Origin of the sequence: Sulfurimonas sediminis, from assembly GCF_014905115.1 — a bacterium.
Lineage (GTDB): Bacteria > Campylobacterota > Campylobacteria > Campylobacterales > Sulfurimonadaceae > Sulfurimonas > Sulfurimonas sediminis.
Genome location: NZ_CP041235.1, coordinates 1,521,955 through 1,544,598, shown reverse-complemented (window position 1 = coordinate 1,544,598; position 22,644 = coordinate 1,521,955). Strand labels below are relative to the sequence as shown.

Genomic DNA, 22,644 nt, shown 5'->3' with positions numbered 1-22,644 from the left:
CCGAAAATTAGTAACAGTATTTTAGCAAAAGAGTCTTAATTATGCTTCAAGTGCCTGTTTCATATCCTCAATTAAATCTTTTGGACTCTCCAAACCACAAGAAATTCTAATCAGGCCTTCAGGAACACCACAGGCAACCAGCTCTTCATGTGAGAGCTGCTGGTGCGTTGTCGAAGCAGGGTGTGTAATAATCGATTTTGAATCACCGATATTGACAACAAGAGAATAGAGTTTTGTGGCATTGACAATTTTTGTTGCTTCATCAAAATTTTCAACCTCAAAACTGAGCAGTCCACTGCAAAAACCGTCTTGAAAGTATTTTTGGGCATTTTTGTAGTTTGGATTACTTTTTAAACCAGGGTAGTTTACTTTTTTTACCTTTGGATGTGATTCTAAAAATTCTGCCAGTAAAAGTGCATTTTTTGAATGTTCTTTCATGCGTAAAGGGAGTGTCTCGATTCCTTGAATAAAGAGCCATGAATTAAACGGAGAGACAACAGCCCCCAAATCACGCAAAAGGGAAAGGCGGGCACGAAGCGTGTAGGGAGGAAGCCCGACATCTGTGTAGACAAGTCCGTGGTACGAAGCATCAGGCTCATTAAAATGAGCATACCTCGGATTGTCTTTGAGTTTTTCTGTCAGATTTTTTCTTTCAACCATGATGCCGCCTATGGCAAGCCCCTGACCTGTAGTATATTTACTGGCACTGTGTACAGTAATATCTGCTCCAAACTCAAATGGACGGCACAAAGCAGGTGTTGCAACTGTATTGTCAACAACAGTTAAAATATTATGTTTGTCTGCAATGGAGGTAATTGCTTCTATATCTGCTACATCAATACTTGGATTTGTCAATGATTCAAAAAAGATTATTTTTGTATTTTCGTCAATAAGTGCTTCTATCTGTTTTGCTTGATGCACATCAAAAAATCTGGCTTCTATGCCAAAGCGTTTGAGTGTATGTGTGCTAAGCGTCAAGCTGCCTCCATAAAGCTGTTTGGCACAGATAATATTGTCTCCTGCCTGGGCTGCATTGGCAATTGCAAAAAAGATTGCACTCATACCGCTTGCTGTGGCAATGGCTGCTTCACCATCTTCAAGTGCTGCAAAACGTTTTTCAAAAACATCCGTTGTGGGATTGTTGAGACGTGTGTATATATTGCCGAGTTCTTTTAATGAAAAAAGATTCGCAGCATGCTCTACATCACGAAACTCATAGGCCGTTGTTTGATAAATCGGAACCGCCATAGTTCCTTGCGAGTCTTTTTCATATCCGGCATGGAGTGCCAATGTTTGTATATCCACAGTTTATCCTTTGTTGTTTAGTGTTTCATCTTTAATTTTTTGTAAAAATTCTAAAATATTTTCCTGGTAGGCCAAAGTATCCGTATCATAAGTATACCGGAGCAGCCTGCGAAGTGAGTCAATGTCTATTTTATGTGCATATCTGGGAATTATTTTCAACTCTTTTTGTATGTTTAAAACAAGTGCATCAATATTTAGACCATTGTTGTCCTGTACTTTTTTTACAAGTTCTTTTGTTGAAAGCATCAGAAGGTTTGCTCTGTCGGTATCTTCTTTGTAGAGATCGAGTCCAATATTTTTTATAAGGATATAGCTTTCTACTGTTGCTTCTTTATTGGCTGCGATTATCAGGGAAAAAATTTTTGCACGAAATTCCAATGAACCGTGATGATGTACAAAGAGTTCACGAAAAGCACTGAAAAAATGATGTTTTAATCTAAAACTGAGCCTCATAGGTGTTCCTTCTACCGTATTATACATTGAAAATGGTATAATTTCAAAAATAATCGGAATAAGGAATTTTTTTATGGGTAGAGCGTTTGAATATAGAAAAGCATCAAAATTAAAAAGATGGGGAGCAATGTCCAAATTGTTCCCAAAACTTGGAAAAGTTATCACAATGGCGGCAAAAGAGGGCGGAACAGATCCCGATATGAATGCAAAGCTCAGAACTGCAATTTTAAATGCAAAAGCTGAAAATATGCCAAAAGACAACATTGATGCAGCTATAAAAAGAGCGACTGCCAAAGACAGTGCCGATATGAAAGAGGTAAACTTTGAGGGAAAAGCACCTCACGGGGTACTGCTTTTTATTGAGTGTGCCACTGACAATAACACAAGAACAGTCGCAAATGTCAAAAGTATTTTAAATAAAAACGGCGGAGAGATGCTGACAAACGGTTCTTTGGAATTTATGTTTTCGCGTAAGGCTCTTTTTGAGTTTCCACTTTCAGAAGATATGGATATAGAAGAGTTGGAACTTGAACTTATAGATGCAGGACTTGAAGAGATAGAGACAGAAGACGGAGTTGTTTTAGTGACAGCTGACTATACAAGTTTTGGTACGATGAATGAAGCACTGGAAAAAATGGGTGTAGAAATTACAAAAGCAACACTTGAGCGAATTGCAAATACGCCTATACAAATAAGTGAAGAAGAACAGGCTGATGTTGATAAGATTTTAGAAAGACTTGAAGATGATGAGGATGTTCAAAAAGTTTATACCAATTTAGCGTAAAATGTACTTTACATGTACTATATAAAAGAAGAGTATGCAAATACTCTTGAAGTGAAGCAGTCAAAGTTTATTGCCTGCCTGGTGCCATACGACAAATATGAAACACTGCTTCATAAACTAAAAGAAGAACATCCTAAAGCACGGCATTTTGTAACGGCGTACAGGTACCTGAATGAGTATGAACAAATAGTGGAACACTCAAGTGATGACGGTGAACCTTCGGGAACATCGGGAAAACCCTCCCTGATGGTTTTGCAAGGACAGAAACTTATCAATACTGCTGTGATTGTCGTACGCTATTTTGGCGGTACAAAGTTAGGAACGGGCGGATTGGTCAGAGCATACAGTGATGCTGTGAATTTAGTCATTGAAAAAGCAGAGCTGTATGAGTATAAAAAAGAGTTGACGCAAAAAATTGTTTTTGATTACAGTGATGTGCGCTTTGTCGAGTATGAGTGTCAGGTATCTGACATTGTGATAGCACACAAAGAATTTGATACAAAAGTATCATATATAATTACAGCAAGTGAAGAAAATATGAAAAATTTTCTTTCTAAAACCGCCAGAGTAGTAACTGTTACTGCGGTGTAGCTATCTTCTTCCCTGCACCGCATTTCCCATATCCCACATTGGTAAGAAGATACCAAGTGCCAGTAATATAACCATAGAAGCTATTATCAGGAGCATAATAGGTTCTATGGCTTCACTTAAGCCGTCAATAATCGCATCAAATCGCATCTTATAGTATTCTGCAACTTTTTTAATCATTGTATCAAGAGTACCACTGTCTTCTCCTGCACGAATCATCTGAATAATCATATTTTCAAAAAGTCCTGTTTCTTCAAGTCCTTTATTCAGTGTTCCTCCCTTTTCTACAGTGCTCCTGTTTTCCACGATTTGCCACCCACTTTTGAGTAACCTTAAAATATTTTAAAATTTAGCTATGTAAAGCATCATAAAACTTTTGCTGGACTTCTGATAGCTTAATGGGAAATATCTCACCATCATCGAACTTTATAGCAAATACATGTTTAATTAAATCTCGTAAAATTTTATATGATATTTGATACTCTTTTTTAATCTCTCTTGTTTTTATTTCAAACTCTTTATATATGGCATAAGCTACAAAGCTAATGAGGATATGAGCCTTTATACGGTGTTCTAACCTATGATGTATTGGTCGTATTTGCAAATCTGTTTTTGAGATTCTAAAAGCTTTTTCAATATGCCAGAGATTTTGGTAATGTTCTATTATATCTTTATGGGAAAGTGTAGTATCGTTTGTTAAATACCCTTTTAGTCCATCAAGCTTACTATCTTGTAAAACTTTATTATGATTGAGTCTAAACTCCACCTTACAGTCATCTACAATATCCAAATATTTTGCATAATGGGAGAGTTTTAAATCGTTTTTGGTCAGGTTTGTTGAATACTCTATTTTTGCTTTGAGTTTATCTAAAGCTTTTTCTCTTAGGTATTTGTCTTTTTTCGCTCTTTGTGATGAATATGTCAGGATGAGCCTTTGGGATATATCAAGAGAATGTTTTTGTTTATCTTGTTTATATGTTATGGTTTTGTGGATATTTATTTCATGGGTTACGTTATCATCAATAAACGTCAGATTTATAATTTTATCTTTGATACCACTTGGTAACATTTTAATTTTTGCACCGAGTATATATTTGTATCCATTATTTTCTAAAAAAGCAATATTTGCATCATTGAGCATTCCTCTGTCTGCTACTACAATAGGTTTGTTTTTAAGTTTAAATTTCTTTTGAAAGTTTAGTAGTGCTTCAAGAAGTGTGTGCCCTTCATATTTTTTACCGTGATACACCTCATAGGAGAGTGGATAGCCTTGTAAGGTTGTAAATAGTCCAAGTTGTATTTGAGGACGAGCCAATTTGCCCTCTTTGGAAAAGCCTATGCGTCTTAAATCATCTTCACTTTCACTTTCAAAAAACAGAGTTGTTACATCATAAAAGCATACTGCTATTTTACCACCTACTTTTGCAAGTGTATCTTTATATACAGCTTCTTCAATTCTTTGTTTTACTTCATCTTTATAGAGACTATCTACCAATCGGTATATCGCTTCATCACTAATCTCTTTCTTTTTAAAATAAAAAAGATAATCACTCAGATAAAGTTTACTGCCTGGGTAGAGTATTCTTGAGATAACAAGTGCTTTAAAAAGCTCATGTTTATCATTTGCTTTATAAACTGATTGAAAAATAGTTTTTTTATTGAAAATCCTGTCAAATATCGCACCAAAAAATAACTCATCACCTATGGGTATTACTTGTTCATTTGATATTGGCAAAAATTTTAGTTTTTGTTCCTCTTGCTTTACACTATCAAATAGTGTAGGCTCTAACTCTTTTATTCGTTTATGAGCTTTTTTTAAAAGTCTTTCTATTTTATCTGGATCTTTTGAGCATCCTATACTCTCAATTACTTTAGATTTACCCTTTATCTTTTTTATAATCTGGATACTTATTGAACCACTTGTATTTTTCTTTTTTCTGATATACATAAAGGTATTATAAAAAAATATCTCTTAAAGTTTGTGCCACCCACTTTTACAACACAGCCTCCCTGTTTTAGGGATGTATAGGTGGTCTTCTTTTAATTTTTTTGAATTCGTGGAATTCAGGAAACTTATCAATACTGCTGTGATTGTCGTACGCTATTTTGGCGGTACAAAGTTAGGAACGGGCGGATTGGTCAGAGCATACAGTGATGCTGTGAATTTAGTCATTGAAAAAGCAGAGCTGTATGAGTATAAAAAAGAGTTGACGCAAAAAATTGTTTTTGATTACAGTGATGTGCGCTTTGTCGAGTATGAGTGTCAGGTATCTGACATTGTGATAGCACACAAAGAATTTGATACAAAAGTATCATATATAATTACAGCAAGTGAAGAAAATATGAAAAATTTTCTTTCTAAAACCGCCAGAGTAGTAACTGTTACTGCGGTGTAGCTATCTTCTTCCCTGCACCGCATTTCCCATATCCCACATTGGTAAGAAGATACCAAGTGCCAGTAATATAACCATAGAAGCTATTATCAGGAGCATAATAGGTTCTATGGCTTCACTTAAGCCGTCAATAATCGCATCAAATCGCATCTTATAGTATTCTGCAACTTTTTTAATCATTGTATCAAGAGTACCACTGTCTTCTCCTGCACGAATCATCTGAATAATCATATTTTCAAAAAGTCCTGTTTCTTCAAGTCCTTTATTCAGTGTTCCTCCCTTTTCTACAGTGCTGATGACTGATTGAAGTTTTCTTTTGAGGGGAAGGTTGTCTACCATTGCTGTGGCGGTATCAAGAGCTTCGGCTATAGGAATTCCGGCTCGAATAAGTTCAGAAAATACAAGGGTGAATCTACTTAAAGTTGCAAATTTAATAATATTTTTTATGAGATACACTCTCAGTAAAAATTTATGCCAACCGTATCGTATATGTTCATAATTGTTGATAAGATATTTGAATATCAGAAATGCTACAGCTAATCCGGCTAAAACATAGGGACCGAAGTTATTGAAAATATATTCAAGTTTCAAAAGAATAACTGTCGGCAGAGGCAGTTCGGCATGAAGTTCCTCAAATATAGCTTTGAACTGAGGGACAACGTAGGATATTAAAACTGTAAACGCTATAGCCATGGCAATCATGACATTTCTCGGATAAGCCATCGCTTTTTTAAACTTTACAACATTGGCCCGTATCTCTTCAAGCATATTTGCCAAAGAGTATAAGGCTTCATCGAGATTACCTGTCTTTTCTCCGAGTTCAACCATCGCAATTGTAAGGTTTCCAAGTTCATACCGGAAGTTTTGCATGGCAGATGAAATGGAGTGTCCTGCATTAATATCTTCTGCAATTTTTGAAAAAACACTCTTAAGGGCTTCGTCTGTTGTTGCATTTGCTATCTCTGTCAGAGAGTCATGGATGGAAATACCGGCATTTGTCATAACAGCCAGCTGTCGTATAGTGGCAATAAGGGCATCAGGTTTGATTTTTCTTTTTTTTATATTTGATAAAAAATTTGTTTTAAATCTTTTAAGTTGTACTTCCAGAGGCTCCTGGGCTTCTGAAACCTTGATGATGATACCGGAAAATTTTAGTTTGGCATAACTGTTTGCTTCTTTTTTGTTTTCAGCATAGAGTCCAATCTCCTCTTTTTTTCCTTTTGTCAAAACAGTTGCTATAAAATACTTCATCCCTTGGCTACCTTTAATATCTCTTCTATGCTGGTTATTCCGTCAATTGCTTTTTGAATACCATTTTGAAAGAGTCCGACAAATCCCTCTTTTTTTGCCTGTTCAAGCATCTGTTCTTTTGATGCACCTTTGGCAATCAAAGAAGAGAGTTCTTCTGAAATGTTAAGTACTTCACAAATCATTTCTCTTCCCATATAGCCTGTATCTGAACACTCTTTACAGCCTCTGCCTTTGTAAAAGATTGTCCCCTCGGGCACAACTCCGTCTATCTCTTCCAAAACGGATGCCGAAAGTGTGTCTTCTGTTTTACAGTGTCTGCATATCTTTCGTACAAGTCTTTGTGCCTGAATGGCTACAAGTGCACCACTGATGAGGTAGTGTTCTATTCCCATGTCTGCCATTCTGGGTATTGCACTGATTGCATCATTTGTATGCAGTGTAGAGATGACCATGTGTCCGGTAAGTGCTGCTTTTATGGCAATTTCGAGAGTTTCCTGGTCTCGAATTTCACCAATCATGATTTTATCTGGATCTTGTCTTAAAATTGACCTGAGTGCATCGGCAAAACTCAGACCTACTTTTGCATTTACCTGTACCTGTTGAATAAGATTCATTCTGTACTCTACAGGGTCTTCAACAGTAATAACCTTGTCTTCAACATTTCTCAGCTCATTTAATGCACCATATAAAGTAGTCGTTTTACCGCTTCCCGTAGGTCCGGTAACTAAAATAATTCCATAAGGAGTTTTAAGCCCCTTGAGCAGTTTTTGATAGCTGCTGGAGTCCATTCCTGCATCTTCCAGTTTTACAAGCGCTTTTTGTTTGTCTAAAACACGCATAACAATTGATTCGCCATAAAGAATAGGCAGTGTCGATATACGAAAATCATACTCTCTTGCCCCAACTAAAGTAGAAAAACGACCATCTTGCGGCTTTCTTTTTTCAGCTATATCCAAATTTGCAAGCAGTTTGAGCCTTGATGCCAGAGGCGGATAGATGTCTTTTTCGAAAATAAACATTTCTGTGAGTTTTCCGTCAACACGTCCACGAACCACACAGTTTTTTTCAGTAGGTTCGATATGGACATCACTTGCCCGTGCATTAATACATGTTTTTAAAACAACATCTATGAGTTGTAAAATAGAGGAGGCTTCTTGTTGCTCTTCAATAGAACTGATAGAGTTCAGTTCTTCCCGTATTTTTTTGACCAGATCTTTAATACTGTCTTTGAGACTGATTTTATAAAGATAGGAGACAATCTGTTTTTTTGTTGCCAAAGCAATTTTAAGAACTTTTCTTGGAAAGAGTCGTTGGACAGCTTCTTGCGCATCCATGTTTAATGGATCACTAAAAGCGACAGTAACACTCAGATCATCCTGTGAGACAGGAATAGCATTGTGTTTTTCAAGTTGGTTAAGAGGAGCTTTTTCAATAAGATTATAATCCATATCAATGGAATCAAGATCAACAAAAAGAAGATTCAGCTCTTTTGCAAGTCTTTGCAGGACTGCTTTTTCTTCTATATAATCATAATTGTCTATAATAGAGAGGTCATAAACGCCTTCTCTTATTTGTTGCACAATAAATCTTATAAGACGATCCATAGTCATGAAGCCGGAAAGTGTGATGTCTCTGAGAATTAAATTTTCACTAATTCCTTTTGCCAGAAGCCTGTCAACCTGGCCTTTCATAATTGAGCCGTTGGCAAGTAAATCAGTTGTTATTCTATCCACAATAACTCCTACCAGTATATGTGACGTTTTAAAATTATTGTATCATAATATTCTTCAATAATCATCTTGCTTATTCTCTCATCTTTTGAAATATAGAGTTTATAGCTTAGTTTTTTATCTGTCGGATCATTGAACAGATAAAAGGTTCTGGGTTTATGTTTCCCCAGTTGTACATATAAGTCAAAGACTTTTGACAATATATAATCTGTTGAGGGTAAAACATATTGGGACAATTCATATCCATCGATAAGGGCATGGTATAAAAGTTTCTTTTGCATCATAATAACTGCAAAATAGGCTGAGTTTGCACGAGCTTCTTTTGAAAATTTCAACATTGTTATCGGTATTGACAATCTGTCTATATAGTCTGAATGTAAACAGCCAAATGCATATAAACTGACAAACTCTTCATCTTTTTTATATCTTTGAAAATTGTTAAAACCTATGGTGCAGACCTCTTCATATTTTTTATTTTGATATAAAGTAAATAAATTTTGTTTTATATTATAGGCATAAAGGTTACATGTAACTATGACTAGCAGTAGTAATTTCATCTGAATTTTCCTGATTTGATTTCATTTAAGAGAATTTCGGCATTACTTGAGTGTGAAACTTTTATATATTCCTGCAGTGTATGGATTGCTTTGTTTTTTTGGTGAAGCTGCATAAGAGATTTTGCAAAAACAATCCAGCTTGCCTCAATATTGGAATTGATCTGATTTGTAATCAGTGCATAATTATATGCCTGCTTGTAGTTTCCAAGTTCATAATATTTTTTTGCAACAAAAAGACTCAAAGCAGGGTTCTTGTTCTTTTTAAAACGCTTGATAATTTCAAAAATATCATTTTGGGTCTCTTTTCTTTGGATAGTGATAGTGATTTTTTTCTCTTTTTTTATTGAAGGCAATTTGACTGAGATATCTTGAACAGCCTCTGTAATTTTTCTTTCTTTGAAATGCTTTTGCTTTGTCTGTTTATATCTGTATTGTGGTTGTCTCACTTCGTGTTGAATGTTTTTCATAAAATTCATTGATGGCTTGAGTGTTTGGAAAGATGTCTCTTTTGTTTTGTCTGTGACAACTGTTTTAGGTTGTGCTGGTTTTGGCTGTATTTTCACCGGCTTGACTTTTACTGCTGCCGGTTTGTTTTTTGGTGGAAGAATTGGTTTTGGAACTGTTTTTTTTGCGGTAGCAGGCTTTTTTTGTGATACAGCTTTAGTGTTGGTTGTATAAAAGTAGTAAACAGCCGGAATAATCGCGAATAAAACAATACTGACAATGACGTAAGGTAAAAATGATTTTATTTTATAGATTTTCCAACGTTTTTCCAAATCACGAATATTAAGCATTGATAAGTCCTGTGTGTATGGCAGCCATTTCAACAAATTTGTTTGGAATATGTGTGGTACTTAAGGGGTAATGGTTACTCTGTTCATAGGTGTGATAGATGTCAAAAAGAGTATAAAGCAGTTTATTGGTATCTCTGTAATTTCCCTGTGTAAGTTTGTAAATATTGTTTACTGTTTTGGTGTGAAACATATTTGCTGTATCAAAACAGTTTGCCTTCATAAGTTTTTTTTGTATATAAATCTTGAGTTCTGCTTTTGATGCATTTTCAAGTTCAAAAGTTTCCCAGATTCTTGTTTGAAAATGCTCTTTTGCGATGAGATCTTCTTTTTCTGTTTTATGCAGAGTTATAACGAATTTAATACATCTTGTATCTGATAAAAGTCTTATTTTTTCCATTAAAACTTCAGAATAGAGTTGTGCTTCATCAAGCAAAACAATTGGTGCCTTTTCAACAGCTCTCTCTTTTACAATTTTCATAAACTGCGTTAAGTTTAAGGTGTCATTATATCGGATGTTGAAAATATCCTGAGCGAGGACTTTATAAAATTCTGTTTCATCTAAAATAGGTGTTTCATAAAGATAGATATCGCACTCTTGCGCTAAATCATCATAGAGTTTACTCAGAAACATACTTTTTCCGGTTCCCGGTTTTCCAAAAAGAAGGACCATCTTCAATGGTTTGGATATAGAGTCTTTTAAGGATTTATAGATTGTAGAAACTCTGTCTAACTGTATATAGTCCTTGGCATTGACTGTATCTAAGAAAACATTTTTTGACTTTGCAAAGATACTGTCCATAGATTATTTACCTTCTTCCCTATCATCAGTTTGATTCAGTTTTATCTCTTTTTTCTTTTTTGAAGCCATTTCAAGTGTAAGTAATTCATCGCTCAGTCCCTCATAGCCTAAATCACTTAAAGAGATTGAATCTTTTTCTTTATGGATAATATGCGGTTCTATAATTATGACAAGTTCTTCAACTGTTTTTACCATCTCTTCATGTTTAAATAAATTACCCAGGAAGGGAATACTGCCTAAAATTGGAACCTGATTTGAATTATTTGTGTTTTTGGAATTTATAAGTCCGCCTAAAATAATTCTGTTACCGTCTTTTACTGTTACAACAGAAGAGAGCTGACGGCGGTTTAAATCCGGCGGCATATCTCTTCCTGTATTTGGTGTTTGGGAGATATCTGTTGTTGTTTCTGAAAGAGAGGGGTTTATTCTCAGAGTAATTGTTTTGTCGTCAGAAATTTCCGGAGTAATTGTTAGAAGAACACCGGCAAAGACAGAGTTTACCAAATCGGTTTGGGTTGTAGCAGCAACTCCGCCGCCTGTTCCCTGTTGGTTGGTTGATGAGAGTATTTTATAAAAATACTCTGTCCCTGCTGTAATAAGTGCCGGTTGGTTGTTTAAAGTAAGAACTTTCGGATTCGATATGGAAGTAACATCTCCCTGTGTTTTTAAAAATTTGATAACTTCTGTCAGTTGTCCACCGGCACTCATAGTAAAAAGTTGTGATGCACCCGCGCCTGTCGCAGCAGTATCTGTAATAATTCCATTGGCAGGTATTGTCGTACCGATATTGTTATAGTTTGCTGTACTTGCAGAGAGTTTGACATTTTGCAAAGCATACAGCTGTTTCCAGTCTATACCTGTTGTTTTTCCCTTACTCATGGTAACGGAGAGCAGTTGTACATCAATCAGTACCTGGAGTTTTACCTTGTCCTGCAGTTTTTTTAGATAACTTTCAAAACGCTTGAGCTGTTTATCTGTAGCTGTTACAGTTATCAGCCCTGCATTTTTGTTTATGATTGGAGGTGTTGCTTTGTATATGTCATTTGGACGGTTGAGAATACTCTGAAACTCTGTATCGAGTTGCTCCCAAAATTTAACTTCATCAGAACTTTCGATTTTCACACCTGTATCTGATGTAGAATTGCCTCCACCGGTTCCTGAGTTCCCACCGGCGCCTCTTTGAGAATTGGCAGATCTGCCGCCGCCACCGCCAACTCCTCCTCCCTGTTGTTGTGCATTTGAAGAAGAACTGAGTGTGACATCTGTACTGCCTGTGCTTTTTCTTTGTGAGAGTATATAGTCTATGTTAAAAACTTTTGTTGTTAAATAAGATATTTTTAGAAGGTTGTTGTCAAGCGTATAGGAAAGATTATGCTGTGTCAATATAATATCCAACACTTCATCAATCGTTAAATTCTTTAAGTTTGTTTTATTCAGCTTTGTTTTTAGGAATTTCTCAGCATGAGGATCTGTTACTATGATACTGAAACCACATTCATCACTCAATTGTTCTACAAAGTCAATGATTTTAGTATTTTTTGCAGAACTGATACTAAAAAGTTCATAAGAACAATCTGCAAAGCTAGTTGTTGAAAGCATCGCGGTGATTATTGTTGCATAAACCGATGTTTGTATAAATTTCATTTGAGATCCCTACTTATTATAGATTTTTATTTTTTTACTTTTACTTTTTGTTGAAAGCAGAAGTTTTTTATTTTTTCGAACTAATAGAACAGAATTTCTACCAACTTTAGCCAGTTTATAACCATAAATATATTTACCCTGTTTATACCATTTTCCATTAATCATTGCTGATTTGTTTAAGATGGCATCAAGCCTGAAATGCACAGTACTGTGTCGCGTAACTTTTTTGTAGTTTGCATGTGCACCAAATACTGTTTTTTTGCCTGTTTTGTGTTTTTTTGAATCATTTTTCTTGTGTAAAAAAATAAAAGGATCTTTTATCCTTGAAATTTCTTTTTCAGAAACTCCGATTCTTGGTGGTTTAATCGCTTCAATCTGCTCATCAACCCATGCCAGATTGTTGGAAAAAAGTTGCGATGTCAGAAGGAGCATTAAAATCAAATAGAATTTTTTCATTAGTATGTAATCCCCCATACAGATATATTTAAATCAGAAATCAGCGCTTGATCAGCTTTTATATCAAAGTTGTGTATATCAACGACCAGTTCACTCTGCTCTAGCGAATTGATAAACTTCAAGGTGTTTTTGTAATTCGCAGTTGATTCAATTGTAATATCGAGTATATGACCAAAAGAACTCTCATTTTTTGCATATTTATTTGTCAGGGTAAGCAGTTTGACATTGTATTTTTGTGCATTGGTTGCTATGGAATCAAGATATTCACCCCATGCCCGTTCATCATATATTAAAGATGAAATAGTTTCAATTTTACTTTTTATATAAGAGTTTGTGTCTTTTATGACAACTATTTCATTATTTATGTTTCTAATTTCTTTTTCAAGCTGTAGAATTTTCGTTTCAGGGTTATGCTGCAGAAATGTTTTATCGGCATTTATCTTTGTCTGGAGATTTTGTACACTGGCCCTTGTCTGTGTGAATTTGTCAAATGAACTGTCCCAGAACAGAAGGTATGCAAAGGCAAAAATGATACCGACAACCATAAGGTAAGTCATATAGATGTCTTTTTGGGTTTTGTTTTTAAAAGCTGCATCTATTCTATGGAGATAGTCTTCAAGATTTATTTTCATAATATACGCACCTTTAATTCACTGAAATATTTATTTGTTTTTTCATCAAAGACAATCTCTTCAAGGATAAACTTGTATTTTCCTTCATAAATCTTAGTGAGATATTCAACGAGTTGCGTAATCTTTCTGTCATTGTTGGCAACTAAATAAAAAGTCAGTATTTTTGTTTTATTATCTTCTGTATATTTTGCTTCTTCAATCTTTACACCATACTTGTTTAAGTTTTTAGTGAACATTGTTAAAAGTTTTGCTTTCATAGGATAATCAACTTTTACTTCATGAATTTTCATAAGAGTGTTTTTTTTCTCAGAATATTCTGTTTTTTCTTTGGCAAGCAGTTTCAATGATTTTTCTTTGTCTGCTTTCCTGTTTTTAATAGTTGCCTCTCTGGTTATTTTGATATTATGAATCTCTTTGTATTCTTGTTTGAGCAGATCTTCTTGCAGAGTCTGTGCATACGTGAGTATCCAATATGTTATAGGGTATGCAAATGCAAGAGCAAAGGAGGCAAATATTAAAATTATAAGTTTGCCGCTTTCTCGTTTGATGAATTTCGGCGGTCGTCTGTAATCAGTAAAATTACATTCATATATTTCATCTTTTGGCAGTGTTGTGTAAATATGCATAAGTGCATGCAGTTGATCAACATATTCATTTTCAGTCTCAAAACCGTAATCAAATTCAAATTCACTTGACTTTATATTTAACTCAACTTCCAGCATTTCATAAAGTTTTGTTACAGTCGGAAGTTGTGCTCCTATATATACATGTTCGAATTTTTCAATATCAAATGCTCTTTTTGCATAGGTGAGAATATCATTGATGTTTGCAAACAATTCTTTATAAAGACGAATAAAAAATTCTTTGTAATCACTTGTAGTTTCTTTAAGATTTTCTTTTGAAAAAAAGCGTATAAATTCGTTATATTCAATTCTTTCACCATACAGTTCACAAAAACGCTCATGCATTTCTACAAGAGAATATTTTAAAGATTTGGTATAAACAAATTCTTTGTTGCCGTAAATAGTCAAAAATGCATCATTTTCCTGAATGTATATAAAACAGTGTACACCGTTACTGTCGATGAGCTCTTTTGTATAAAGTGATTTGATTAAAAGAGGCGAAGGAATAATGACATCAATATATTTTACTTTTTCAACAATTTTTATAAAAGTATTGGTTATATCCAAAGGGTCTACAATAAAGACATGAAAATATCTGTTTTCTTCATCTAATGTGTCAAATGACTCAATGTAGCGAATTTTATACTCAACTGCCTGATCAAGGGCCAGTTCATCATATGCTTTGTTGCTGATAGCATCAAACAGATCTTCCTCGGGAATATTTTTACTGATTGCAATCTGGGCATTTATAAATTCTTTTGTACTGATATATGAAATTACAAACTGGTCTTTTGAAAATTTTGGACTTGTTGTTTCTGTGATGAAACTCGATATTCCACTAAAGTATGTCTCTTTGTATGGATTAATTGATAATACACTTGAAAAAGAGTGCTGTGTTGATGTATTCATTAACTATAATCCTATTTAAAATGAACCAATAACATGGAACAAAATTCATCATTTTTGTAAAACTCAATCCTGTATGTTTTTGTTATTGTTATCAACTGAATAGTGTTTGTTTAACTGTTTTAAAGATATGTTTATCTGACTCTCATCTACTCTGTCTTTTTTGTAATAACCTATAACATTCACACGGTGTTTTTTACTCTTGACGATTTTAAAATCGTCACTTACATAAAATTCTGAAGCTTTTGGCAAAGAAACTTCGTTATTGTCTATAACAATTTTGTATTTTTCGGGACAATAATCCGACATTTTAAAGTATTGGGGTTTAAGTGTAGTTACTAACTTATTCCCAAATATATATCAAATATCTGCCTTTTTTTCTTTTCACGTCTCCCAATGGATGGGAGAAATAAAACTCATTACTTTTTGATTTTATCGGAATATAGCTTAAAGAGTTTTTTATATCATTCAAATTTAACAAAATATTGTGATTTATTACTAATGTTCCATAGTTTTTTATTATATTCGTGATTTGTGCTGCATTTAATGCAAAGTCGCGTTTGTAGGAGATCCCCATTATTTTCATATACTCTTCGATTGCCAGGAGTTGATAAAAGACTTTTTGGGACAAACTGGAGAGATTTTTACTTGTCTCGATGGCAAATGCCGGCTTGTCATTTGTAACAGCAAAGTAGGTAAGAGAAAGCTGCATTGCCTCATCTTCATACTTTGTATTGGTGTTTTTTACATTGAAACTGTGATGTTTTTTCAGGAGTTTTTTATTGATATTGTTTTTGACTGTTTCTGCAATAGTGTTTAAATCACCAAAAAGCTGTTTTTGCTGGAGTTGGCATTGGTCAATAACACAGGTCTGTCCCCAGGCATTCGGATTAAATATACTGCCCTGGTTCTGCTTGCGGTAAAAACCATGTCCGTCGTGTAAATTTAAGACTAAAGAAACTTTTTTTGAAAGTATTATTTTTTTGACTTCTTTGATGATTTCTCTGTCTTTGTCATCTTTTTTGATATGTGAAAACTTACGATTCATATCACCATGAATGCCACGTTTGTTAGCCATAATACTTTCTTTGTTCAAGTTCGGAATAATCCATAAATTCTTAGATGTTACAGTGTAGTGTGTGGCCAGTATTGAAGCTGCAAAATATCCGCCAGGTTCATTACCGTGAATTCCGCCTATAACTAAAAGGGTAGTGTTTGAGTCACTGTTTTCTTTTTTAATGAGCTGAATATTTGCATTGAGAACAGATGAAAAAAGAAGTGCCAGGCATATATTGAAAATCAGAGGCATTTATTTCTCTGTTATAATGCTAAATTGATTGTTTTGTAAGCGTACAATCAATATCTTTTTTCCATGAAAAGAGAAGCTGTCGGATTTGTACTCTTCGTTAAAGGTTATCTTATACAGGTTTTCAATATTGGGATATGCAATGATATTTATATCGCGAAACAGTATGATTTTATTTTCATTTTTGCTAAAAACTCTTTGCTTGTACTGTTTGAATTTTTCAAGATTCATACCGTCAAATCTTTTAAATTCCTCTGCATAGAAGTGAAGATAATCTTCGAGATTATTATAAAGCCAGGAATAACGCCATGCATACAGATTAGATAAAAGCAGTGCCAAGGTCTCTTTTGATACAGTATTTCTGCTGTTTGTCTTTTCTTTTATAATCAATATTGTTTTTTTGATATCAATATTTTTATTAAGACATTCTATGCTTTTGTTATTGATGGCAATACACCCTTTTGTAAATTCGTCTCTTTCCTGATTGCTTGGCAGTCCGTGGATCCAGATACCCTGTCCTGTTTTGCCTTTGTACCTGTCATACAGGTTCGGATAGGAAGTCACAAATGCCATTGGACCGTAAAAAGAGTCAACTTTTGACAGTTTTTTTACAATATCATAAACTCCAACAGGTGTTTTAAGGTCGCCTTCTTTTGTTTTGTCTCCTTTGAATTTTCCTGTAAAAGCACTGTACTCTTTTCGTAGCTTATAGGTGTTGTTCTGGTCTCTGGAGTAAATTAACAGTTCTGATTTCGATTTGTCACACAGTAAAATATTTGTATAGGATTCAATATAGCCAAATTGGGTATCTTTGTTTTTGAGAAACTCCTGCCAATAATTTTTATCGCCAAGGCTTTTATCCAACTCCTTTTGAATATTTTTAATGCCATGCAGTCGATAGTTTGTTAAAATGTCATGATTTGAAGCAAGTGCAGCAGTTGAAAAACAAAGTGTACAGATAATACTTATAACGAAAAAGTAAAATCTATTGCCCATGGTCATATCCTATCTCTTTAAGGAAGTTTTTGTCTTTTGTCCAGCCTTTTTTAACGGTTACCTGAAGGTTCAAATAGGCTTTTTTCCCACTGAGTCTTTCGATTTTCTCTCGGGCAGATTTTCCTATGCGTTTGACGGCTTCACCGCCTTTTCCGATAATGATTCCTTTTTGAGACTCTTTTTCTATAATTATAGTGGCATAAATTCTGTCAATGCCTGTTTCTTCTTCGATAGAGTCAATAATGACATCCGATTCGTAAGGGACTTCATCACTGATGTTTTCAAAAATAGCTTCACGAATAAATCCTGCATATATATCACGCACGAGTTCACTTGTCAAATCCTCAGGGTCATACAGATAAGGAGATTTCGGCAGGTTTTTTGCAATAGTATCCAATAAATCTTTATGACCTACCTTACGAGGAATGGCTACGGGAATAAGTGCTTCAAAGTGATCAGCATATTTATTATAGGCACTAATGGATTTAAAAAGCTTTTCTTGCGAAACCTGATCTATTTTGCTTAAAACAATAATATGCTTTACCCGTCCGTTATTGATTTTTAAAAATCTTTCATAATGCTCAGTTGAGTCAGTCACCGGTGCAAGATAGACGATTAAATCACAATCACCCATGGCTTTAAGGGCTTCATCAAGCATAAACTGATTGAGCATTTTTTCTTTTTCATGCAAACCGGGTGTGTCAACAAAAATAATCTGTGCATTTTCATGCATAACGATTGCATTTGAACGCTTTCTTGTTGCATTGGCTTTTTGACTTACCATTGCAATTTTTTCGCCCAAAAGGGAATTCATTAGGGTGCTTTTACCTGCATTCGGACGTCCAATCAAGGAAACGAAACCAGCTTTAGTCATTTATAAACCTTGTCAATTATTTTCTACAGACACAAGTGTCTGCCTTCAGTCGCCTCAGCGGCGTAAGCGGAGTAAAGGGACTTTGTTCCTTTACGGGACTATTATAGTATATATCTTGATAAATCTTCATCTTCTACGGCGTTATCGAGTTTTTCATGCACAAGTTTTGCTGTGACGACAAACTCTTTGCCTTTATACTCATCTGCATTGAAACTGATATCTTCAAGTATCCGCTCCAACACAGTATGCAGGCGTCTTGCACCGATATCTTCAGCCGTTTCATTGGCACGGTGTGCAAGTTTTGCGATAGCTCTTACCGCTTCATCTTCAAATGTTAACTTCATTCCTTCGACACCTAATAGTGCTTGGTATTGCTTAAGTAAAGAGTTCTGTGTTTTTGTTAAAATTTGATAGAGTGTTTCTTCTGTCAATGCTTCGAGTTCAACACGCAAAGGAAATCTTCCTTGCAGTTCAGGAATCAAATCACTTGGTTTGCTTACATGAAAAGCACCGGCTGCAATGAAGAGAATATGGTCGGTATTGATTGTTCCGTATTTTGTTGAAACGCTGCTTCCTTCTACGATAGGCAAGAGGTCTCTCTGGACTCCTTCTTTTGAAGGATCATTGCGTCCCTGACTTTTTTCACTGAGTGCAATTTTATCTATCTCATCAAGAAAAATAATCCCTCCGTTTTCTGCCCGTCTCAATGCCTCTGCGTTTACTCTTGTCATGTCAAGAAGTTTGTTGGTCGCTTCTTGACGAAGGAGCATTTTGGCATCTTTAACTGTTACCTCTTTTTTGTTGTCTTCTTTGTTAATCGTGGCAAAGACTTTGGAAAAACTCTCTTGCACTTTCGCCATTTCCGGCGGCAAATTTGTATCATTAAATTCGATATTGAGTTTTTCTATTTCAAGTTCTATGACTTTATCATCCATTTCACCGGATTCTATACGTTTTTCCATAGCTTCCAAGAGGCGTTGATAATCATCTTTTTTGCTATCACTCGCACCGGCAGGAAGGGGAGGGAGCAGTTTTTCTGTGATTTTATTGATGATGTAGTTTTCTATTTTGTCTTTGTTTGCTTCTTCTTGTTCCGCTTTGACAATGCTGATAGCATTTACAACCAGATCACGAATCATAGATTCTACATCACGACCGACAAAACCCACTTCTGTATATTTGCTTGCTTCAACTTTTATAAACGGTACTTTCATCATTTTAGCCAAACGGCGTGATATTTCTGTTTTTCCGACACCGGTTGAACCAATCATTAAAATATTTTTCGGAGTGATTTCATTTTTAAGCTCATCATCAAGTTGCATACGTCTGTAGCGCGTTCGCAAAGCAAGTGCAATGGTTTTTTTTGCATCTTTTTGAGCAATGACATAGTTGTCTAGATATTCTACAATTTCTTTTGGTGTTAAATTCACTCTTTTTCTCCATCTAGTATCAATGTTTTGATATTATGATTGGTGTATATACAAAGATCTGCCGCTACATGTAAAGACTCTTTGACAAGTTCCTCTTCATCCAATGAAGCGTGCTTTTTTAATGCACGTGCAGCCGAAATGGCAAAGTTGCCTCCGCTTCCTATAGAAGCAATTTGTCCGTCTTCGGGCTCAACCACATCACCGTTTCCTGTCAAAATAAATATGTGCTCGTTGTTCAAAACGATCATCATAGCCTCAAGACGACGCAGCACTTTGTCTTTTCTCCAAGCCTTAGAAAACTCAACAACAGATTTGAGTAAATCTCCTTTTTTATTTTCTAAAAATTCTTCAAACATATCAAACAGATTAAAAGCATCAGCAGTACTTCCGGCAAATCCTGCGAGGATTTTACCATGGTGTAGTGTACGAATTTTTGTTGCATTGCCCTTTAAAACGCTGTCTCCAAAGGTGACTTGGCCATCACCACCGATAACGGCTTTATTTTTGCCTTTGTAGGCCAGTATAGTAGTAGCATCAAACATTAATTCTTACTCTCCCTGTACATCGACATGAAGTTTTGCATGAATTCCATGGCCGAGTTTTAAATCTAAGTCATGCTCACCGATTGTTTTGATGACGGCTTTGTCGGTAATAGCTTTTTTGTCTATCTCTATGCTATGCTGTTCTTTGAGTGCATTGGCAACTTCTTCTTTGGTTATAGCTCCGAAAAGATGACCATTGTTACCTACTTTTTTAGTAATGATAACTTCGAGTTTATCAAGTTTTTCTGCAATCTGTTTGAGTCTTGCTATTTCAGCTTTTTCTTCTTCTTCTTTTCTTTTGATTTCTGCCTCATGTTCAGCAATAATCTCAGGTGTTGCAGGTTTGGCAAAACCTTTTTTAATTAAAAAGTTTTGACCATAACCCGGTTTGACCTCTTTGACTTCACCGGCTTTTCCTAAACTTTTTACATCTTTAATTAATAATACTTTCATAGATTATTCCTAGTTTTATTTTATCTTTCTATTTCACCCGGATAGGCAACAATACCATTTGTTAAGTTTCCGATTTTTGTATAACCGTTGTCTGTAAGAATTCTTGCAACATGCGCAGAACGGCTTCCTACATGGCAGTAGAGTATGATGTTTTCATTTTTACCGTAGTTTGTTTCTTCCCATGTTTGAAAAAATGAACTTGTCGGTACCAGTTTGTCCGCACCTTTAATGTGTCCCATCTGCCATTCCATGTACTCGCGTACATCTACAAGCTTAAAATCAACCATTTTAAGATCACGTGCTTCTAAAAGGGATACAAGCTCATCTCCGTCAAGTTCGTCTTTGTTAACAAGTATTTCGCACTCTTCTTTTGTCAGTCCTCTTGAGTGACTGTGTGCGGCCTCTTCCATACCGAGTTCAATACGCTTTTTCTCAGCAAATTCAGGAGTACAGAAAATTCCACAGTGACATACTCCACCCTCCGGAATCTCTTTTTCAATGGCAGGTTTACAAGGACAGATTCTGTCATCAACACTTCTTGGCTTTCCATCAACTTCTTCAACCATAAAACAGGGACAAAATCTTTTTTTGTACATCATTTTGTTTCGTGCAAGGCCCATCTGTACGCCTTCGTTCACTTCTTCTTGCGGGTTGTAGACCCAACCGAACTGTGCATTGACCTTGTCTGTAAATTTGATTGTTTTTTCAAGTTCCGCCTGAAATTCCGGTGAATTCATATCAATTTTTATTATACTCATCTATCGTTCCTTTAGTTATTTTTTAAATTTGTTTCTTGCTTTACCTTCAATGATAAAACGTAATGCGTTGAGTTTTATAAAACCTTCTGCATCTTTTTGATTGTAAACTTCATCTTCTTCAAAAGTGGAATATTCAGGGTTGAAAAGGGAGACATCAGAATTTCTTCCCACAACTGTAACATTTCCTTTGTAGAGTTTTAATCGTACTGTGCCTTCTACCCATTTTTGTGTTTGATCGATGGCAGCTTGAAGCATTTCACGCTCAGGTGCAAACCAAAAACCGTTATAAATGAGTTTTGCATAACGAGGCATCATTTCATCTTTAAGGTGTGCTGCTTCACGGTCAAGGGTGATGGATTCTATTGCTCTGTGAGCTTTAAGCATAATTGTTCCGCCCGGAGTTTCATAACATCCGCGGGCTTTCATACCGACAAAACGGTTTTCAACGATGTCAACACGACCAATTCCGTGTTTGTTTCCATATTCGTTGAGTGTCTGTAGCATTGTGGCCGGTGAGAGTTTTTCTCCGTTGAGTGCAATCGGGTCACCGTTTTTGTATTCGATTTCTATATATTCGGGAGTATCTGGTGCTTTTTGGGGTGAAGTTGTCCACAGCCACATTGACTCTTCCGGTTCTGCTGCAGGGTCTTCCAAAATCCCGCCTTCATAAGAGATATGCAGCAGGTTGGCATCCATTGAGTAAGGAGATTTTTTTCCTTTTTTCTCAATCTGTATACCATGCTCCGCCGCATAGGCCAAAAGTTTTTCACGAGAATTCAAGTCCCATTCACGCCAAGGAGCGATGATAGTCAGTGTTGAATCTTGCCCTAAATAACCCATTTCAAAACGGACCTGATCGTTTCCTTTTCCTGTTGCCCCATGAGCTACACCGTCGGCACCGGTGATTTTTGCAATTTCTGCCTGACGTTTTGCAATCAAAGGACGGGCAATGGATGTCCCTAAAAGATATTCTCCCTCATAAATAGCATTGGCACGAAACATCGGGAAAACAAAATCTCTTACAAACTCTTCGCGTAAATCATCAATAAAAATATTCTCAGGTTTGATGCCAAGTTCAAGTGCTTTTGCGCGTGCAGGTTCAAGTTCTTCGCCTTGTCCTAAATCTGCTGTAAAAGTAACAACTTCGCATTTGTATTCGTCTTGCAGCCATTTGAGTATAACACTGGTATCAAGTCCGCCAGAGTATGCCAAAACAACTTTTTTAACACTTTTTTTCATGTAAAAAACCTTTGATAATAAAATAATTACCGCGATTATAACGAAAAATAGGTGAGAAGTTGCTTATGAATTTTGTATTTGTTCGTTTTAATAAAACTTAGTAAAGGTGTGTTTACATGTAAAGAAGGTTC

At 35.5% G+C, this 22,644-nt stretch carries 25 protein-coding genes and 1 pseudogene; 3 read left to right on the top strand and 23 right to left on the bottom strand.

From position 1 onward, the window contains the following. Window positions 1-39: 39 nt before the first annotated feature. Complete coding sequence (locus FJR45_RS08300; protein ID WP_193150123.1) at window positions 40-1,305, bottom strand: O-acetylhomoserine aminocarboxypropyltransferase/cysteine synthase family protein; 1,266 nt, start codon at window positions 1,303-1,305, stop codon at window positions 40-42. Between the two features lie 3 nt (window positions 1,306-1,308). After that, a complete protein-coding gene (locus FJR45_RS08295) occupies window positions 1,309-1,758 on the bottom strand; it encodes a hypothetical protein (protein WP_193150122.1) in 450 nt (149 codons plus the stop codon). A gap of 73 nt (window positions 1,759-1,831) precedes the next feature. Between FJR45_RS08295 and FJR45_RS08290 the strand changes: the two genes are divergently transcribed. Together FJR45_RS08290 and FJR45_RS08285 are read left to right on the top strand one after the other, a co-directional pair. After that, entirely contained in the window at window positions 1,832-2,542 is a 711-nt protein-coding gene (locus FJR45_RS08290) for a YebC/PmpR family DNA-binding transcriptional regulator (protein ID WP_193150121.1), read from the top strand. A 12-nt stretch (window positions 2,543-2,554) separates the two neighbouring features. After that, a complete protein-coding gene (locus FJR45_RS08285; protein WP_193150120.1) occupies window positions 2,555-3,133 on the top strand; it encodes an IMPACT family protein in 579 nt (192 codons plus the stop codon). Here FJR45_RS08285 and FJR45_RS08280 read toward each other — a convergent pair whose 3' ends face one another. Together FJR45_RS08280 and FJR45_RS08275 are read right to left on the bottom strand one after the other, a co-directional pair. Then, complete coding sequence (locus FJR45_RS08280) at window positions 3,134-3,436, bottom strand: type II secretion system F family protein (protein WP_430739307.1); 303 nt, start codon at window positions 3,434-3,436, stop codon at window positions 3,134-3,136. Between the two features lie 43 nt (window positions 3,437-3,479). Beyond that, window positions 3,480-5,078, bottom strand: a complete 1,599-nt coding sequence (locus FJR45_RS08275; RefSeq protein ID WP_193150119.1) for an IS1634 family transposase — start codon at window positions 5,076-5,078, stop codon at window positions 3,480-3,482. Window positions 5,079-5,202: 124 nt separating this feature from the next. On the opposite strand from FJR45_RS08275, the pseudogene FJR45_RS08270 reads away from it, so the two are divergent. Further along, window positions 5,203-5,526 (top strand): annotated as a pseudogene (locus FJR45_RS08270) (YigZ family protein); the annotation flags it as partial. Here FJR45_RS08270 and FJR45_RS08265 read toward each other — a convergent pair. The 19 genes from FJR45_RS08265 to FJR45_RS08185 form a co-directional block, all read right to left on the bottom strand. Further along, window positions 5,527-6,774: a type II secretion system F family protein gene (locus tag FJR45_RS08265; RefSeq protein ID WP_193150118.1), complete on the bottom strand. Its 1,248-nt coding sequence runs from the start codon at window positions 6,772-6,774 to the stop codon at window positions 5,527-5,529. Further along, complete coding sequence (locus FJR45_RS08260; protein ID WP_193150117.1) at window positions 6,771-8,507, bottom strand: GspE/PulE family protein; 1,737 nt, start codon at window positions 8,505-8,507, stop codon at window positions 6,771-6,773. Before FJR45_RS08260 ends, FJR45_RS08265 begins: the two co-directional genes overlap by 4 nt. An 8-nt stretch (window positions 8,508-8,515) precedes the next feature. After that, entirely contained in the window at window positions 8,516-9,061 is a 546-nt protein-coding gene (locus tag FJR45_RS08255) for a hypothetical protein (RefSeq protein ID WP_193150116.1), read from the bottom strand. Continuing rightward, complete coding sequence (locus FJR45_RS08250; RefSeq protein ID WP_193150115.1) at window positions 9,058-9,855, bottom strand: CDC27 family protein; 798 nt, start codon at window positions 9,853-9,855, stop codon at window positions 9,058-9,060. Before FJR45_RS08250 ends, FJR45_RS08255 begins: the two co-directional genes overlap by 4 nt. Further along, on the bottom strand, window positions 9,848-10,654 hold the full coding sequence (locus tag FJR45_RS08245; RefSeq protein WP_193150114.1) for an ATP-binding protein: 807 nt from the start codon (window positions 10,652-10,654) through the stop codon (window positions 9,848-9,850). Before FJR45_RS08245 ends, FJR45_RS08250 begins: the two co-directional genes overlap by 8 nt. A gap of 3 nt (window positions 10,655-10,657) precedes the next feature. Next, window positions 10,658-12,298: a pilus (MSHA type) biogenesis protein MshL gene (gene mshL, locus FJR45_RS08240; RefSeq protein ID WP_193150113.1), complete on the bottom strand. Its 1,641-nt coding sequence runs from the start codon at window positions 12,296-12,298 to the stop codon at window positions 10,658-10,660. Window positions 12,299-12,307: 9 nt separating this feature from the next. Further along, entirely contained in the window at window positions 12,308-12,754 is a 447-nt protein-coding gene (locus tag FJR45_RS08235; RefSeq protein WP_193150112.1) for a hypothetical protein, read from the bottom strand. After that, on the bottom strand, window positions 12,754-13,386 hold the full coding sequence (locus tag FJR45_RS08230) for a hypothetical protein (RefSeq protein ID WP_193150111.1): 633 nt from the start codon (window positions 13,384-13,386) through the stop codon (window positions 12,754-12,756). Before FJR45_RS08230 ends, FJR45_RS08235 begins: the two co-directional genes overlap by 1 nt. Continuing rightward, window positions 13,383-14,918 (bottom strand): hypothetical protein, encoded by a 1,536-nt coding sequence (locus FJR45_RS08225; RefSeq protein ID WP_193150110.1) that lies wholly within the window; start codon window positions 14,916-14,918, stop codon window positions 13,383-13,385. The genes FJR45_RS08230 and FJR45_RS08225 overlap by 4 nt, the downstream gene beginning before the upstream one ends. 11 nt (window positions 14,919-14,929) lie before the next feature. Then, the gene (locus FJR45_RS12690; RefSeq protein WP_488349774.1) at window positions 14,930-15,013 is read right to left on the bottom strand and encodes a M99 family metallo-carboxypeptidase C-terminal domain-containing protein; all 84 of its coding nucleotides are present in this window, start codon (window positions 15,011-15,013) and stop codon (window positions 14,930-14,932) included. Next, window positions 14,982-15,224, bottom strand: a complete 243-nt coding sequence (locus FJR45_RS12460) for a M99 family metallo-carboxypeptidase C-terminal domain-containing protein (protein WP_226966412.1) — start codon at window positions 15,222-15,224, stop codon at window positions 14,982-14,984. Before FJR45_RS12460 ends, FJR45_RS12690 begins: the two co-directional genes overlap by 32 nt. Before the next feature lie 34 nt (window positions 15,225-15,258). Continuing rightward, window positions 15,259-16,224: a M99 family carboxypeptidase catalytic domain-containing protein gene (locus FJR45_RS08220; RefSeq protein WP_226966411.1), complete on the bottom strand. Its 966-nt coding sequence runs from the start codon at window positions 16,222-16,224 to the stop codon at window positions 15,259-15,261. Then, window positions 16,225-17,217 (bottom strand): L,D-transpeptidase family protein, encoded by a 993-nt coding sequence (locus FJR45_RS08215; RefSeq protein ID WP_193150109.1) that lies wholly within the window; start codon window positions 17,215-17,217, stop codon window positions 16,225-16,227. Beyond that, window positions 17,207-18,091 carry a GTPase Era gene (era, locus tag FJR45_RS08210; protein ID WP_193150108.1) on the bottom strand — a complete coding sequence of 295 codons (885 nt, stop codon included), beginning with the start codon at window positions 18,089-18,091 and terminating at the stop codon, window positions 17,207-17,209. The genes FJR45_RS08215 and era overlap by 11 nt, the downstream gene beginning before the upstream one ends. Window positions 18,092-18,192: 101 nt before the next feature. Beyond that, window positions 18,193-19,521: an ATP-dependent protease ATPase subunit HslU gene (gene hslU, locus FJR45_RS08205; RefSeq protein ID WP_193150107.1), complete on the bottom strand. Its 1,329-nt coding sequence runs from the start codon at window positions 19,519-19,521 to the stop codon at window positions 18,193-18,195. Beyond that, window positions 19,518-20,063: an ATP-dependent protease subunit HslV gene (hslV, locus tag FJR45_RS08200; protein WP_193150106.1), complete on the bottom strand. Its 546-nt coding sequence runs from the start codon at window positions 20,061-20,063 to the stop codon at window positions 19,518-19,520. Before hslV ends, hslU begins: the two co-directional genes overlap by 4 nt. A gap of 6 nt (window positions 20,064-20,069) precedes the next feature. Then, a complete protein-coding gene (rplI, locus tag FJR45_RS08195) occupies window positions 20,070-20,516 on the bottom strand; it encodes a 50S ribosomal protein L9 (protein WP_193150105.1) in 447 nt (148 codons plus the stop codon). Window positions 20,517-20,536: 20 nt separating this feature from the next. Beyond that, complete coding sequence (locus FJR45_RS08190; RefSeq protein ID WP_193150104.1) at window positions 20,537-21,274, bottom strand: ferredoxin-thioredoxin reductase catalytic domain-containing protein; 738 nt, start codon at window positions 21,272-21,274, stop codon at window positions 20,537-20,539. 15 nt (window positions 21,275-21,289) lie between these two features. Then, a complete protein-coding gene (locus tag FJR45_RS08185; RefSeq protein ID WP_193150103.1) occupies window positions 21,290-22,513 on the bottom strand; it encodes an argininosuccinate synthase in 1,224 nt (407 codons plus the stop codon). Between the last annotated feature and the right edge of the window lie 131 nt (window positions 22,514-22,644).

What these genes read in the sequence shown, in the direction of transcription:
- FJR45_RS08235 (WP_193150112.1), bottom strand. Translation starts at nt 12,754, where the DNA reads ATGAAAAAATTCTATTTGATTTTAATGCTCCTTCTGACATCGCAACTT.
- hslV (WP_193150106.1), bottom strand. Translation starts at nt 20,063, where the DNA reads ATGTTTGATGCTACTACTATACTGGCCTACAAAGGCAAAAATAAAGCC.
- FJR45_RS08275 (WP_193150119.1), bottom strand. Translation starts at nt 5,078, where the DNA reads ATGTATATCAGAAAAAAGAAAAATACAAGTGGTTCAATAAGTATCCAG.
- FJR45_RS08290 (WP_193150121.1), top strand. Translation starts at nt 1,832, where the DNA reads ATGGGTAGAGCGTTTGAATATAGAAAAGCATCAAAATTAAAAAGATGG.
- FJR45_RS12460 (WP_226966412.1), bottom strand. Translation starts at nt 15,224, where the DNA reads ATGTCGGATTATTGTCCCGAAAAATACAAAATTGTTATAGACAATAAC.
- rplI (WP_193150105.1), bottom strand. Translation starts at nt 20,516, where the DNA reads ATGAAAGTATTATTAATTAAAGATGTAAAAAGTTTAGGAAAAGCCGGT.
- FJR45_RS08190 (WP_193150104.1), bottom strand. Translation starts at nt 21,274, where the DNA reads ATGAGTATAATAAAAATTGATATGAATTCACCGGAATTTCAGGCGGAA.
- FJR45_RS08220 (WP_226966411.1), bottom strand. Translation starts at nt 16,224, where the DNA reads ATGCCTCTGATTTTCAATATATGCCTGGCACTTCTTTTTTCATCTGTT.
- FJR45_RS08230 (WP_193150111.1), bottom strand. Translation starts at nt 13,386, where the DNA reads ATGAAAATAAATCTTGAAGACTATCTCCATAGAATAGATGCAGCTTTT.
- FJR45_RS08185 (WP_193150103.1), bottom strand. Translation starts at nt 22,513, where the DNA reads ATGAAAAAAAGTGTTAAAAAAGTTGTTTTGGCATACTCTGGCGGACTT.
- mshL (WP_193150113.1), bottom strand. Translation starts at nt 12,298, where the DNA reads ATGAAATTTATACAAACATCGGTTTATGCAACAATAATCACCGCGATG.
- FJR45_RS08215 (WP_193150109.1), bottom strand. Translation starts at nt 17,217, where the DNA reads ATGGGCAATAGATTTTACTTTTTCGTTATAAGTATTATCTGTACACTT.
- FJR45_RS08245 (WP_193150114.1), bottom strand. Translation starts at nt 10,654, where the DNA reads ATGGACAGTATCTTTGCAAAGTCAAAAAATGTTTTCTTAGATACAGTC.
- FJR45_RS08250 (WP_193150115.1), bottom strand. Translation starts at nt 9,855, where the DNA reads ATGCTTAATATTCGTGATTTGGAAAAACGTTGGAAAATCTATAAAATA.
- FJR45_RS08295 (WP_193150122.1), bottom strand. Translation starts at nt 1,758, where the DNA reads ATGAGGCTCAGTTTTAGATTAAAACATCATTTTTTCAGTGCTTTTCGT.
- FJR45_RS08285 (WP_193150120.1), top strand. Translation starts at nt 2,555, where the DNA reads ATGTACTATATAAAAGAAGAGTATGCAAATACTCTTGAAGTGAAGCAG.
- FJR45_RS08265 (WP_193150118.1), bottom strand. Translation starts at nt 6,774, where the DNA reads ATGAAGTATTTTATAGCAACTGTTTTGACAAAAGGAAAAAAAGAGGAG.
- FJR45_RS08225 (WP_193150110.1), bottom strand. Translation starts at nt 14,918, where the DNA reads ATGAATACATCAACACAGCACTCTTTTTCAAGTGTATTATCAATTAAT.
- era (WP_193150108.1), bottom strand. Translation starts at nt 18,091, where the DNA reads ATGACTAAAGCTGGTTTCGTTTCCTTGATTGGACGTCCGAATGCAGGT.
- FJR45_RS08255 (WP_193150116.1), bottom strand. Translation starts at nt 9,061, where the DNA reads ATGAAATTACTACTGCTAGTCATAGTTACATGTAACCTTTATGCCTAT.